We start from the raw sequence: 13717 nt of genomic DNA, 5'->3' as shown, positions 1-13717 counted from the left end.
TTTTCAGTAGCTGTACACGCCGCGCTTGGTCTTGCGGCCCAGTTGCCCCGCGGCGACCATCTCCTTCAGCAGCGGACACGGGCGGTACTTGGAATCGCCGAACTGCGCCAGGTACACCTCCATCACGGCGAGGCACACGTCCAGGCCGATCATGTCCGCCAGCGCCAGCGGGCCGATCGGCTGGTTGCAGCCGAGCCTCATGCCGTCGTCGATGTCCTGTGCCGTGGCGATGCCTTCGGACAGCACGAAGAAGGCCTCGTTGATCATCGGGATCAGGATGCGGTTGACCACGAAGCCCGGCGCGTTCTTCACCGTGATGGGCGACTTGCCGAGCTTCTGCGCCAGTTCCTTCACCGCGTCGTGCGTGGCATCGCTCGTCAGGTAGCCGCGGATGATCTCGACCAGCGCCATCATCGGCACCGGGTTGAAGAAGTGCATGCCGATGAAGCGGTCGGCGCGCGAGGTGGCCGCGGCCAGTTGCGTGATCGAGATCGACGAAGTGTTCGACGCGATGATCACGCCCGGCCCCAGCAACTCGTCGACCTGCTTGAGGATCTTGAGCTTGAGCGCGTGGTTCTCGGTCGCGGCCTCGATAACGAGTTGCGCGGCCTTCAGGTCCTCGTAGTTCGTCGAGCCCTTGATCAGGCCCAATGCCTCCGACTTCTGCGCCTCGGTGAGCTTCTCCTTCTTGATGAGCCGGTCAAGGCTGCCCGAGACGGTGGCAATGCCCTTGTCGACCGCGGCTTGTGCGATGTCGACCATCACGACGTTCACGCCCGAGACGGCGCAAGCCTGCGCGATGCCGTTGCCCATGGTGCCGGCGCCGATGATGCCGACGGTTTGAATGGTCATTTGAAGACTCCTGAAGTTGAAGGAACGGGAAGAGGGCGTACGCGCCCCCATTGGCGCCATTGTCGGCCACGCGCTGAATTAAAGTCCGTCACCATGACCACCCTCGGCACCCCCCTTTCCCCCTCCTCGACCCGCGTGATGCTCCTGGGCTCCGGCGAACTCGGCAAGGAGGTGCTGATCGCCCTGCAGCGCCTCGGCGTCGAGACAATCGCCGTCGATCGATACGAGAACGCACCGGGGCAGCAAGTCGCGCACCATGCACGCACCATCACGATGAGCGACCCGGCCGCGCTCAAGGCACTGATCGAGGCCGAGAAGCCGATGCTCGTGGTGCCCGAGATCGAAGCCATCGCCACGCCGATGCTGCAGCAACTGGAAGATGCCGGCGTGGTGCGCGTGATTCCCACGGCGCGTGCCGCGCGCCTCACGATGGACCGCGAAGGCATCCGCCGCCTGGCCGCCGAAACGCTGGGCCTGCCGACCAGCCCCTACAAGTTCTGCGATTCATTCGCCGAGTTGCAAGCCGCGATCGACGGCGGCATCGGCTACCCGTGCGTCGTGAAGCCGGTCATGAGCAGTTCCGGCAAGGGCCAGAGCAAGATCGACGGGCCGGCCGACGTACAGAAGGCCTGGGACTACGCGATGGCCGGTGGCCGCGTGAGTCACGGCCGCGTGATCGTCGAGGGCTTCATCGACTTCGACTACGAGATCACGCTGCTGACAGTGCGATCCATGGGTGCCGACGGCAAGGTGCAGACATCCTTCTGCGAGCCGATCGGCCATTTGCAGGTGAGCGGCGACTACGTCGAAAGCTGGCAGCCGCACCCGATGGCGCCCGCTGCGCTGCAGAAGGCGCAGCAGATTGCGCAGGCGGTCACTGGCGATCTTGGCGGGCAGGGGCTGTTCGGCGTGGAGTTGTTCGTCAAGGGCAATGAAGTCTGGTTCAGCGAAGTCAGCCCGCGTCCGCACGACACCGGCATGGTGACGATGGCGACGCAGTGGCAGAACGAGTTCGAGCTGCACGCGCGCGCCATCCTGGGCCTGCCGGTGGACACCTCGCTCAAGAGCGCGGGCGCCAGCGCGGTGATCTACGGCGGCGTCGACGCCCACGGCATCGTCTTCGACGGGGTGGCAGACGCGATGCGCGTGCCGGGCGCCGACGTGCGCCTGTTCGGCAAGCCCGAAAGCTTCCTCAAGCGCCGCATGGGCGTTGCGCTGGTGCACGCTGACGATGTGGACACGGCCCGCAGCCGCGCGCGCGAGGCGGCAGCCTGCGTCAAGCCTCGCGAGGACAGCCCCGCAAGTTGACGTCGCGACCCGGAAGGGAGGACGGCCCATCCGGGTGCCTGCGGATTCCCCAAAGTCGGGTGACGCTCCAAACTGGGCGTTTCCAACCGACCTCCAAGGGACTCCCCATGCTTCACCCCCAAGCCCGCGGCCTGCTCGACTTCATGGTTGCGCGCGGCGTGCCTGCGACGCACACCTTGCCGGCTGCAGAAGCGCGCGCCTTCTATCGCGAGCGGCGCGCCGTCACCCAGCCTGAACCATCTGCGGTGGCCGAAGTGCGCGAACTCGGCGCGCCCGGCCCCGGCGGTGCAATACCGCTGCGGCTCTATCGCCCGATGGGCAGCCAGGGCACCGACGTATTGCCCGTGCTCGTGTACTACCACGGTGGCGGCTGGGTCATCGGCGACCTCGAGACGCATGACGTGCTGTGCCGCGAGCTGTGCAACGGCTCGGGCTGCGCGGTGGTCGCGGTCGAATATCGACTCGCGCCCGAGCACCGCTTTCCTGCCGCGGTCGACGACGCGCTGGCGGCGGCGCGCTGGGTGCGCCAGGAGGCCGCTTCGCTCGGCGTCGATGCGAGCCGGCTCGCCGTCGGCGGCGACAGTGCCGGCGGCAATCTCGCCGCGGTGATCTCCATCATGGCTCGCGATGCGGGCGACCTGCCGATCGCGTACCAGTTGCTGATCTACCCCGGCACCGACATGCGCCGCGGCCACGCGTCACACACGACCAACGGCAAGGGCTACCTGCTCGAGGCCGACACCATCACCTACTTCCACGACCACTACATCACCGATGCGGCGCAGGACCTCGACTGGCACGCGTCGCCGCTCTTGCACAAGGATCTGTCCAGGTTGCCGCCGGCCCTCGTGATCACGGCGGGGTTCGATCCCTTGCGCGATGAAGGCCTCGACTATGCCGACTCGCTGGTCGCGGCCGGCAATCGCGCGTCTTACGTCTGCTTCGAGCGGCAGATTCACGGCTTCATCACGATGGGCAAGGTGCTCGACGAGGCGAACGCCGCCGTCGCGCTCTGCGCTGCCGAATTGCGGCGCGCATTGCGGCCCTGAGCTGTTGCGGGCCACTAGGGAAAGTCCCGGCGCAAATGAGCCTCGCGCGTCGATTTGCGCCGCTACGATGCCCCGACCGCGAAACGAAGTCACGACCATGCCCATCGAATCCACCAACGCAGGAGGCAATCAGGGCATGCAGGAGTCAATCCGCAGCGCGCGACCTGCAAAGAGGGGCGAGCGACTCATGTGGATCACCACGCAGCGCGTTTTCTACGCGGGCTTGCTCGGCGCGGCGGGCGAGCGAACGCTCGGCGGCCACGCCGTGTATGTGACGCCTGACGGCGCGCCGCCGAACCGCATCCGCATGGGCGGCGGCGCCTGGCAAAGCGGCGAACTCCTGGTGGTGCCGCCGCAGGTGCCGCACCAGATCCAGAGCGCGAGCCCGCTGATCCTCAACCTGCTTCTCGAAGCAGATTCGGTCGACGCCGGCGCGCTGCCTTCGTTCCTGAAGCACTGCGGCCCGGTCGATGCGCCCGCCTTTGTGCAGCGCGTGCGCGACGGCCATGCGCTGCTGCTCTCGGCCTCGGGCAGGGAGTGCTTCAGCAGCCTTGATTTCGACAGCCTGTTCTTCGGCGCGGTACTGGCGCAGCGCAGCTTCGACGCACGCATTCGCGAAGTTGTCGACCGCATCAATGCCGATCCCGCAGGCCCCGCGTCGGCCGAATCCTGTGCCGCTGCAGTGCATCTGTCGTTCTCGCGCTTCCTGCATCTGTTCAAGCAGGAAACCGGCATGCCGTTTCGATCGTTCCGCGCCTGGAAGCGCGCGCGCAGCCTGCTGCGCTACGTCCGCGAGCCGTCCACGCTGACCGACATCGCCCTTGACACGGGCTACCCCGACTCCACACATTTCAGCCATTCGATCCGGCAGGTCTATGGCCTGCGTCCGAGCGACATCCTTGCCGGATCGCGCCGCCTCGCGTTGCATGACGCCGGGCGCGTGGTGTTGTGAATTCGGGAGGCTTTTCTTGCTGCAAGTCATCCAGCTGCTGATCTCCGGCATCGCACAGGGCTGCATCTACGGCCTGATCGCGCTGGGCTTCGTGCTGATCTACAAGGCCACCGAAACGGTGAGCTTCGCGCAGGGCGAGTTGATGATGCTTGGCGCGTTCACAGCCTTTGCCGGCATCTCGATGATGGGCTTGCCGTTCTGGCTGGCGGCGGTGCTGGCGATCGTGGCGATGGCGGCGTTCGGCGTGTTGCTGGAGCTGGTGGTGATCCGGCCGATCCTCGGGCAGCCGCAGTTCTCCATCGTGATGCTGACCATCGGCATTGCGTATGTTGCGCGCGGTGTGATCACGATGCTGCCGGGTATCGGCACCGACACCAACACGCTGCCTGTGCCTTACAAGGACCAGATCTGGAACGTCGGTGCCCTGGTGCTCAACGTCGAGCAGATGGTGATCATCGCGGCCACGTCGGTGCTGTGCGTGCTGTTGTTCGCGATGTTCCGCTACAGCAAGCTCGGCATCGCGATGCAGGCTTCCTCGCAGAACCAGCTCGCGGCGTACTACATGGGCATTCCCGTCAAGCGGCTCAACGGCCTGGTGTGGGGGCTGGCCGCAGCGGTCGCCGCCATTGCCGGCATGCTGCTCGCGCCGATCACGTTCGTGCACGCGAACATGGGCTTCATCGGGCTCAAGGCGTTTCCGGCGGCGGTGGTCGGCGGCTTCGGCAGCTTGCCGGGTGCGATCGTCGGCGGGCTGGTGATCGGCGTCGTCGAATCGTTCTCGGGCTTTTATCTGCCGGATGGTTTCAAGGATACGGCTCCGTACATCGTGGTGCTGCTGATGCTGATGTTCAAGCCCAACGGTCTGTTCGGCGAGAAGCTGCGCAAGAAGGTCTAAAGGATGTTGCTCGCCCTGGCTCCGCGCACTGCGTGTCGCTCCTCCCACCCCCTGCCGGGGGCAACACCAGCGGCCCGGCAAAGCCGGTTCCGCGGTGGAAATGTTGCTCGCCCCCAGGCTCCGCGCACTGCGTGTCGCTCCTCCCACCCCCTGCCGGGGGCAATACCGGCGGCCCGGCAAAGCCGGTTCCACGGTATTCCTGGCAATTGCGCTGCATCGATCGACCGTTGCAGTTCGCCTGTTGCGTAGCGGGTGACATGCGGTTCATCTTCAAGACCTCCTATGCGCAGGACATCGCACTGGCCAAGCATGGCGGGCACATGTTCTGGTACGGGTTGTTGTGCGTTGCCTTGTTTGTCGCGCCCTGGGTGGTGCCCGAGTACTGGATGGCGCAGCTCACTTTCGTGTTGATCTACGGCATCGTCGGACTGGGGCTGATGTTGCTCGCGGGCTTTACCGGGCAGTTCTCGATCGGGCATGCGGCGTTCCTGGGCACGGGCGCCTATACGCAGGCGGTGCTGGCCAACATGGGCACGCCGTTTCCGATTGCGCTGCTCGGCGCGGCGGCACTGTCGGCTGCGGTGGGTGTGGTGGTGGCGATGCCTGCGCTGCGCGTGAAGGGCATCTATCTCGGCATCGCGACGCTGTCATTCGGCTTCATTGTCGAGGAGGTGTTCGCGCGGTGGGAGAGCGTGACGGGCGGCAATTCGGGGCTGCATGTGAACGCACCGGCGCTGTTCGGCTGGGAGTTGGGCTCGGGCAATGGCTTCTACTACTTGTGCCTCGTGGTCGCGGTGCTGGCGACGCTCGGCATCCTGAACCTGTTGCGCTCGCCGACGGGTCGCGCCTTCGTGGCGATCCGCGATTCGGAGATTTCAGCGCAGAGCATGGGCATTCATCTGGCGCGCTACAAGACGATGTCGTTCGCGATCTCGGCCGCGCTCGCGGGTGTCGGCGGCGGGTTGTATGCGCACAAGCTGAGCTTCATTTCGCCGGACCAGTTCAACATCCTGCAGTCGATCGATCTGTTGTTGATGGTGGTGATCGGCGGGCTCGGCTCGGTGCACGGTGCGTTCCTTGGCGCGATCTTCCTGATTGCAATGCCGCAGTTGATTTCGCTCGGCAAGGATTACCTGCCGGCGGTGGTGGGGCAGGCGCCCGGGTTGCAGGGGCTTGTGTATGGCGTGGTGCTGATTGCGTTCGTGATGTTCGAGCCGCTGGGCTTGTATGGACGCTGGTTGAAGGTGCGGACGTGGCTGCAGTTGTTTCCGTTCTACAGACGCGGGCTGTTCAAGCGCCAGAAGTCGTTCACCAAGTCGGATCGATTGAAATGAATCACCCCCGATGCGCCTGCGGCGCCTCCCCCTCGAGGGGGTGCACCCGGCGGCCCGGCAAAGCCGGTTCCGCAGGTGCCCACGAACAGACTTCGCCGTGCTCGTCCTGGTTTCATGCGTCGCGGGTCACGCGATGCGTGGTGGAAAACTGAGATGAAAACGATGTCGTGTGGCTCGGGCGTGGTGGGGCTGAACCTGGAGCCTTGGCTTGGGTTGCGGTTGCGGTTGCGGTTGCGGTTGCGATTGGGGCGGGATCACGCCGACGGCGTGCTCTGCTCCGCGAATGTCCCCCGCCGTCAGCCTGCGGCTGCCGGCTCCTCCTTTATTTCGCTGCGCAGAGCACACCATCGACGTGATCCAGACGCGCAGTCGTTGATCGGCCGCTACCACCGACCGTTCCACGTGCCGGGGGTGCTGGGTGTCCCCCACAGCGAAATAAAGGAGGAGCCGAAGGCGGGGGACATTCGCGGAGGGGGATACCCAATGGCCTCGGCACGCACCCCGGACCTCCGCACCCCGGACCTCCGCACCCCGGACCTCCGCGCTCCAACCCCGAGCACGCCCGATCGCATTCAGCCAGCAATACAGCTCGAGCTGGAGTAGCCCAGATGAACAGCAACGACGTCCTTCTCTCCGCGAAAGACCTGAGCGTGCGCTTCGGCGGCGTGCTGGCGGTCAACAAGGTGAGCTTTGACGTGCGGCGCGGCGAAGTGTTCACGCTGATCGGCCCGAACGGCGCCGGCAAGACGACCGTGTTCAATCTCATCAGCCGCATCTACACGCCGACGACGGGCGAGATCACGTGGCACGGCGAAAGCAACCCGCTCGCGCTGACACAGCAGGCACCGCACTCGATCGCGGCGCTGGGCATTGCGCGCACGTTCCAGAACATCGAACTGTTCGAGTACGCCACAGTGCTGCAGAACCTGTTGATAGGCCGCCACACGCATCGCGAGACGGGCTTCTTGAGCGAGGTGTTCTTCACGCCGGCCACGCGCCGCGCGGAGATCGCGGCGCGCGAAAAGGCGGAGCAGGTGATCGACCTGCTCGACCTGCAGCATCACCGCGATTCGATGGTGGCCGGCCTGCCTTATGGCGTGCGCAAGGTCGTGGAGTTGGCGCGTGCGTTGTGCACCGAACCGAAGTTGCTGCTGCTCGATGAGCCATCGTCGGGATTGAACGTCGAAGAGACGGCCGACATGGCTTTCTGGATTCAGGACATCCAGCAGGAACTGGGTGTGTCGGTGCTGATGGTCGAGCACGACATGTCGCTCGTGTCCAAGGTTTCCGATCGCGTGTTGGCAATGAATCAGGGCGAGGTCATTGCCACCGGAACGCCGATCGAGGTTCAGTCCGATGCGAAGGTCATCGAGGCTTACCTTGGGACCGTCGATGACGTGAGCAGTTTGCGGAGGGCCGTGGCGTGATTGGCGTCGGCCGCCCTCGCCCCAGCCCTCTCCCCGAGGGAGAGGGAGCAATGCCACGGCGCACCCCGAACAAACGAGCGCTCCAAGGACAAGCAGCATGAGCACAGACCAGCCAGTCCTCCGGTTGCTCAACGTGGAAAGCGCCTACGGCCCCATCAAGGCCATCCGCGGCGTGAGCCTCAAAGTCAGACCCGGTGAAATCGCAACGGTCCTGGGCTCGAATGGGGCCGGCAAGACCACGATCCTGAAAACCATCTCCGGCATCATCGACCCGCGCAAGGGCAGCATCGAGTTCAAGGGCGAGAACATCACCGCCAAGGATCCGGCGTTCATCGTGCAACAGGGCCTGAGCCATGTGCCCGAGGGCCGCGAAGTGTTTCCGCTGCTGTCGGTGAAGGACAACCTCCTGATGGGCGCCTACACCCGCACCGACCGCGACGGCGTGGCGCGCGACATGGAGACCGTGTTCGGCTATTTCCCGATCCTGCGCGAGCGCGCAACACAGGATGCCGGGCTCTTGTCGGGCGGCCAGCAACAGATGCTCGCGATCTCGCGCGCCATCATGGCGTCGCCGGCGCTGATCCTTCTCGACGAACCCAGCCTCGGCCTCTCGCCCAAGCTCACCAAGGAAATCTTCGAGATCGTCGTGCGCATCAACCGCGAGCGCGGAACCACCATCCTGCTGGTCGAGCAGAACGCCAACATGGCGCTCAATGCATCGGACTACGGCTACGTGCTCGAGAACGGCCGCATCGTCATGGAAGACAGCTGCGACCGGCTGCGCGAGAAGGACGACATCAAGGAGTTCTACCTCGGCCTCAAGGACGACGGCGTGCGCGGCGAGCGGCGCTGGAAAAAGAAGAAGACCTGGAGATAAGCCGCCATGCAAGGACTCTGGGACACCAGCGCCATCCAGCCAAAGCTCGAAATCGTCGTGCCTGGCGACACCATTCCCGCCATGTTCTGGAATGCAGTGCGGCAACGCGGCGACAGCGTGTGGATGCGGCAGAAGCAGCTAGGCATCTGGCGCAGCTGGAGCTGGCACCAGACGGCCGATGCCGTGAAGGAAATCGCAGGCGGCTTGATGGCGATCGGTTTCGGATCGGGCCAATGCGCATCGATTCTTTCCAACACCGTCATCGAGTGGGTGCTGTGCGACTTGGCCGTCCTGAGCTGTGGTGGCGTGGCCAACGGCATCTATCCGACCGATGCCGCGTCGCAGGTTCGCTACCTCTGCGAAGACTCGCGCACCACGGTGCTGTTCGTCGAGGACGACGAGCAACTCGACAAGGCGCTCGAAGTGCGGGCGGGGCTGCCTCTGTTGCGCAGGATCATCGTGCAGGACATGGAAGGCCTGCGCGATCTCGACGATCCGGACGTGATGAGCCTCGATGCCTTGCGCGCACTCGGCCGCGAGTACCTGAAGACGCATCCTGGTGCAGTGGAGCGTGCGGTGGCCGCGTGCCGTCCGGATGACCTCGCGATCCTCGTCTACACCTCTGGCACCACCGGCAAGCCCAAGGGGGCGATGCACAGCCACGGGGGGCTTGTCTACTCGGCGCGCGGCCTCAACACGCAGATCGCGCAGGACGAGCGCGACCAGCGCATGTGCTTCCTGCCGCTGTGCCACATCGCCGAGCGCATGGGCGGCGAATACTTCGGGATGTACACCGGCACCATCCTCAACTTCGTCGAGAACCCCGAGACCGTGCCCGAGAACGTGCGCGAGATTGCCCCCACGGTGTTCACCGCCGTGCCGCGCGTATGGGAGAAGTTCTATTCCGGCGTGATGATCGCGCTGAAGGAGGCGAGCCCGCTGCAGCAGGCCGCGTACAAATGGAGCATCGGCGTTGGCGAAGCGATCGCGGCCAAGGTGCTGGCGGGCGAGGAGGTCGGCGGCATGCTCAAGCTCAAGTTCCGCATTGCGCGCACGCTCGCGCTCGACAACGCGCGCAAGATGATCGGCATTCATCGCGCGCGCTTCCTGGTGACGGGCGCGGCGCCCATCTCGCCGGAGCTGGTGAAGTGGTATCTCGCGTTGGGCGTGCCGATGCTCGAGGTGTGGGGCATGACTGAATCGTGTGGCGCGTCGACTGCGATGCCGGCCACGCGCATCAAGCCCGGCTCGATCGGGCCGGCGACGACGTACAACGAGGTGCGCATCGATCCGCCGACAGGCGAGATCCTGGTGCGCGGTCCCAACGTGTTCATGGGCTACCTCAACCAGCCGGAGAAGACGGCCGAGACCATCGACGCCGACGGCTGGCTGCACACGGGCGACGTGGGCGCGATGGACGGGGACGGCTACTTCCGCATCACCGACCGCATGAAGGACATCATCATCACGGCCGGTGGCAAGAACGTGACGCCGAGCGAACTGGAGAACGAACTCAAGTTCAGCCCCTACATCACCGACGCGGTGGTGATCGGCGACAAGAAGCCTTACCTCACGGTGATCATCATGATCGATCAGGAGAACGTCGAGAAGTTTGCGCAGGACCACGACGTTCCGTTCAGTAACTACCAGAGCCTCACGCGCGCGAAGGAGGTGCTTGAATTGATCCAGTCGGAGCTCGACCGCGTCAACGTCAAGTTCGCACGCGTCGAGCAGATCAAGAAATTCTTCCTGCTCGAGACGCAGCTCGGCGCCGAAGACGAAGAACTCACGCCTACGATGAAGCTCAAGCGCAAGCTCGTGCAGACGAAGTACGCCGAGCGCATCGAGGCGATGTATTCATGACTCGCCCCCAGGCTCCGCGCACTTCGTGCGCTCCTCCCACCCCCTGCCGGGGGCAACACCAGCGGCCCGGAAGGCTTGTTGCTCGCCCCCAGGCTGCGCGCACTGCGTGCGCTCCTCCTCCCCCCTGCCGGGGGCAACACCAGCGGCCCGGCAAAGCCGGTTCCGCGGTGTTCCTGGAATTGATACGGTTTTTTGACCAAAGGAGACAGTGATGATGAAGACGACATTGACGGCGTTGGCTCTGGCTGCATCGTTGGCGCTTGGCGCCGGCGCTGCGTTTGCGCAATCTCAGGGTGTCAGCAAGGACCAGATCCTGGTCGGCACGATCCAGGACCTGTCGGGTCCGCTGGCCGCCTACGGCAAGCAATCGCGCAATGGCATGCAGCTTCGCGTGGACGAAATCAACGAGCAGGGCGGCGTCAACGGACGCAAGCTCAAGCTGCTGGTCGAGGACTCGGGCTATGACCCGAAGAAGGCCGTGCTGGCGGCGCAGAAGCTGGTCAACCAGGAAAAGATTTTCATCATGGCCGGCCACATCGGCACCGCGCCGAACATGGCGGCCATGCCGGTGCAGTTCGAGAAGAACGTGATCAACTTCTTCCCCATCACCGCGGCGCGCGAGATGTACGAGCCGTTCAACCGCCTGAAATATTCGTTCGCCGCCACCTACTACGACCAGATGCGCATCGCGCTGCCGAAGCTGGTGAAGGACAAGGGCGCGAAGAAGGTCTGCACCATCTACCAGGACGACGAGTTCGGCCTGGAGGTGGAGCGCGGCGCCGAGGCCGGCCTGAAATCGATCGGCATGGAAGTGGCCGAGAAGACCTCGTACAAGCGCGGCGCCACCGACTTCAGCTCGCAGGTCGCCAAGCTCAAGTCATCCAATTGCGACCTCGTGGTGCTGGGCACCATCGTTCGCGAAACCATCGGCACGGTCGGCGAATCGCGCAAGACGGGTTTCAATCCGATCTTCATCGGCACCAGCGCTGCCTACACCGACCTCATTCACAAGCTCGGCGGCAAGGCGATGGATGGCATCTACGCGACGATGACGGTGCAGAACCCCTACACCGACGAGCAGTCGCAGCCGCTGCGCTTCTGGGCCAACAAGTACAAGACCAAGTTCAACGAAGACCCGACCGTCTTCAGCGCCTATGGCTACGAGATCATCGATGCCTTCATCCAGGTGGCGCAGAAGACCGGCGCCAACCTATCGACGGACAGCTTCATCAAGGTGATGGACAACACCACCTTCGAGCCGGACATGTTCGGCTCGCCAAAGATGAGCTTCACCGCGACCAAGCGGCTGGGCAATGACCAGTCGCGCCTGTCGCAGATCGTGGACGGCAAGTGGAAGGTGATGTCCGACTACGTCGCGCCCTGACTGTTGCTCGCCCCCAGGCTCCGCGTCACGTCGTGACGCTCCTCCCACCCCCTACCGGGGAGGGTTGTTGCTCGCCCCCAGGCTCCGCGTCACTTCGTGACGCTCCTCCCACCCCCTACCGGGGGCAACACCAGCGGCCCGGCAAAGCCGGTTCCGCGGTGTTCCCCGGATGGGTTGCTTTCGGATCGGTTTATGCGGCCATGATGGAGACGGCCTTGGTCGTCACGTAGGCTTCCATCGCCTCCGGTCCGCCTTCCGAGCCGTAGCCTGAATCCTTCATGCCGCCGAAGGGCATTTCGGGCGTGGGCGCCGCGGGCTGGTTGATCCACAGCATGCCCACCTCCACCTGCTGCGCCAGGATGTGCGCGTTCTTGATCGACTGCGTGAACGCGTAGCCGGCCAGGCCGTAGGGGAGGCGGTTGGCTTCGGCGATCGCTTCCTCGAGCGTGTCGAAGCCGCGGATGGCCGCGATCGGGCCGAAGGGCTCGTTGTTGAACACATCGGCTTCGAGCGACACCTCGTCGAGCACGGTCGGCGCGAAGAAGTTGCCGTCGGTGCCCACGCGCTCGCCGCCGGTCACCACCCTGGCGCCGGTGGCGCGCGCGTCGGCCAGGATCTTTTCCATCGCGCCGATGCGGCGTGCGTTGGCGAGCGGACCGAGCGTGGTGGTTTCGTCCAGGCCGTCGCCGAGCTTCAGCTTCTCGGTTTGCGCACCGAGCGCACGCGCGAACTCGCTGCGGACGCTGTTGTGCACGAGGAATCGGGTCGGCGAGATGCAGACCTGCCCGGCGTTGCGGAACTTGGCGCTGCCTGCGGCCTTCACCGCCAAGGCGATGTCGGCATCGGCGGCCACGATGACGGGTGCGTGGCCGCCCAGCTCCATCGTCGCGCGTTTCATGTGCAGGCCGGCCAATGCAGCCAGTTGCTTGCCGACCGGCGTCGAGCCGGTGAAGGTCACCTTGCGGATGATCGGGTGCGGGATCAGGTAGCTCGAGATCTCGGCCGGATCGCCATACACCAGGCCGACCACGCCAGGCGGAATGCCCGCGTCGACGAAACACTGCAGCAGCGCGGCGGGCGAGGCGGGCGTTTCTTCCGGTGCCTTCACCAGGAACGAGCAGCCGCTGGCCAGAGCCGCGCCGAGCTTGCGCACGATCTGGTTGATCGGGAAGTTCCACGGCGTAAAGGCAGCGACCGGACCGAGCGGCTCCTTCATCACGAGCTGTTGCGCGTTGATGTTGCGCGACGGCACGATGCGGCCGTACAGGCGGCGGCCTTCGTCGGCGAACCATTCGATGATGTCGGCGCCGGCGGTGGCTTCGCCGCGGGCTTCGACGTACGGCTTGCCCTGTTCCTGCGTCAGGATGCGGCCGATGTCGCCGGCGCGCTGGCGCAGCAGGCCGGCCGCCTTGCGCATGAGGATGGCGCGCTCGTTGGCGGGCGTCCTGCGCCACTTTTCGAAGCCGCTCTGCGCAGCGGCCAAGGCGCGATCGAGGTCGGCGATGCCGGCGTGCGCAACCTTCCCGATGACCTTGCCGTTGGCCGGGTTGATGACATTGATGGTCTTGCCGCTGATGGCGTCGACCCACTCGTTGGCGATCAGGAGTCGGGTGTCGGGGTAGGTGGTGGTCGTGGATGTCATGCGAAGTCCTCAAATGGGACAGCGATGATAGGCCGACCGCGCGGGCGGCTGCGGCTGCCCGCCTTAAGCCCGCAGCCGGCGGGGTTCTATGCTTCGTCGGGCCTGCGCCGCGCCGCCGGAAAGCCCTGGACGCT

General features: G+C 65.1%; 11 protein-coding genes. 9 read left to right on the top strand and 2 right to left on the bottom strand.

Annotation, left to right across the window (positions count from 1 at the left end):
- Positions 1–3: 3 nt before the first annotated feature.
- A complete protein-coding gene (locus WKW80_RS19020) occupies positions 4–852 on the bottom strand; it encodes a 3-hydroxybutyryl-CoA dehydrogenase (protein ID WP_340365129.1) in 849 nt (282 codons plus the stop codon).
- A gap of 93 nt (positions 853–945) precedes the next feature.
- Here WKW80_RS19020 and purT point away from each other — a divergent pair, with 93 nt between their 5' ends.
- The 9 genes from purT (at position 946) to WKW80_RS18975 (ending at position 11941) form a co-directional block, all read left to right on the top strand.
- Positions 946–2160 (top strand): formate-dependent phosphoribosylglycinamide formyltransferase, encoded by a 1215-nt coding sequence (gene purT / locus WKW80_RS19015; protein ID WP_340365128.1) that lies wholly within the window; start codon positions 946–948, stop codon positions 2158–2160.
- 107 nt (positions 2161–2267) lie between these two features.
- The gene (locus WKW80_RS19010) at positions 2268–3209 is read left to right on the top strand and encodes an alpha/beta hydrolase (protein WP_340365127.1); all 942 of its coding nucleotides are present in this window, start codon (positions 2268–2270) and stop codon (positions 3207–3209) included.
- Positions 3210–3345: 136 nt separating this feature from the next.
- A complete protein-coding gene (locus WKW80_RS19005) occupies positions 3346–4161 on the top strand; it encodes a helix-turn-helix domain-containing protein (protein ID WP_340365155.1) in 816 nt (271 codons plus the stop codon).
- 19 nt (positions 4162–4180) lie between these two features.
- Complete coding sequence (locus tag WKW80_RS19000; RefSeq protein WP_340365154.1) at positions 4181–5056, top strand: branched-chain amino acid ABC transporter permease; 876 nt, start codon at positions 4181–4183, stop codon at positions 5054–5056.
- Between the two features lie 257 nt (positions 5057–5313).
- Positions 5314–6390 carry a branched-chain amino acid ABC transporter permease gene (locus tag WKW80_RS18995; protein WP_340365126.1) on the top strand — a complete coding sequence of 359 codons (1077 nt, stop codon included), beginning with the start codon at positions 5314–5316 and terminating at the stop codon, positions 6388–6390.
- Positions 6391–6998: 608 nt separating this feature from the next.
- Positions 6999–7817: an ABC transporter ATP-binding protein gene (locus tag WKW80_RS18990; protein WP_340365125.1), complete on the top strand. Its 819-nt coding sequence runs from the start codon at positions 6999–7001 to the stop codon at positions 7815–7817.
- A 97-nt stretch (positions 7818–7914) separates the two neighbouring features.
- Complete coding sequence (locus WKW80_RS18985) at positions 7915–8694, top strand: ABC transporter ATP-binding protein (RefSeq protein WP_340365124.1); 780 nt, start codon at positions 7915–7917, stop codon at positions 8692–8694.
- A gap of 6 nt (positions 8695–8700) precedes the next feature.
- Positions 8701–10557 (top strand): AMP-dependent synthetase/ligase, encoded by a 1857-nt coding sequence (locus WKW80_RS18980; RefSeq protein ID WP_340365123.1) that lies wholly within the window; start codon positions 8701–8703, stop codon positions 10555–10557.
- Positions 10558–10768: 211 nt separating this feature from the next.
- On the top strand, positions 10769–11941 hold the full coding sequence (locus tag WKW80_RS18975; RefSeq protein ID WP_340365122.1) for an ABC transporter substrate-binding protein: 1173 nt from the start codon (positions 10769–10771) through the stop codon (positions 11939–11941).
- A 190-nt stretch (positions 11942–12131) separates the two neighbouring features.
- Here WKW80_RS18975 and WKW80_RS18970 read toward each other — a convergent pair whose 3' ends face one another.
- Positions 12132–13583: an NAD-dependent succinate-semialdehyde dehydrogenase gene (locus WKW80_RS18970; RefSeq protein WP_340365121.1), complete on the bottom strand. Its 1452-nt coding sequence runs from the start codon at positions 13581–13583 to the stop codon at positions 12132–12134.
- Positions 13584–13717 lie beyond the last annotated feature (134 nt).

Origin of the sequence: Variovorax humicola (assembly GCF_037889915.1) — a bacterium.
GTDB lineage: Bacteria > Pseudomonadota > Gammaproteobacteria > Burkholderiales > Burkholderiaceae_C > Variovorax > Variovorax humicola.
The sequence above is the reverse complement of the archived record's forward strand: the minus strand, read 5'-3'. Positions and strand labels throughout refer to the sequence as shown.

Coding starts and splice junctions, on each gene's coding strand:
- WKW80_RS19010 (WP_340365127.1), top strand. CDS start 2,268: ATGCTTCACCCCCAAGCCCGCGGCCTGCTCGACTTCATGGTTGCGCGC.
- purT (WP_340365128.1), top strand. CDS start 946: ATGACCACCCTCGGCACCCCCCTTTCCCCCTCCTCGACCCGCGTGATG.
- WKW80_RS18975 (WP_340365122.1), top strand. CDS start 10,769: ATGATGAAGACGACATTGACGGCGTTGGCTCTGGCTGCATCGTTGGCG.
- WKW80_RS19005 (WP_340365155.1), top strand. CDS start 3,346: ATGCAGGAGTCAATCCGCAGCGCGCGACCTGCAAAGAGGGGCGAGCGA.
- WKW80_RS18995 (WP_340365126.1), top strand. CDS start 5,314: ATGCGGTTCATCTTCAAGACCTCCTATGCGCAGGACATCGCACTGGCC.
- WKW80_RS18970 (WP_340365121.1), bottom strand. CDS start 13,583: ATGACATCCACGACCACCACCTACCCCGACACCCGACTCCTGATCGCC.
- WKW80_RS18990 (WP_340365125.1), top strand. CDS start 6,999: ATGAACAGCAACGACGTCCTTCTCTCCGCGAAAGACCTGAGCGTGCGC.
- WKW80_RS18980 (WP_340365123.1), top strand. CDS start 8,701: ATGCAAGGACTCTGGGACACCAGCGCCATCCAGCCAAAGCTCGAAATC.
- WKW80_RS18985 (WP_340365124.1), top strand. CDS start 7,915: ATGAGCACAGACCAGCCAGTCCTCCGGTTGCTCAACGTGGAAAGCGCC.
- WKW80_RS19020 (WP_340365129.1), bottom strand. CDS start 852: ATGACCATTCAAACCGTCGGCATCATCGGCGCCGGCACCATGGGCAAC.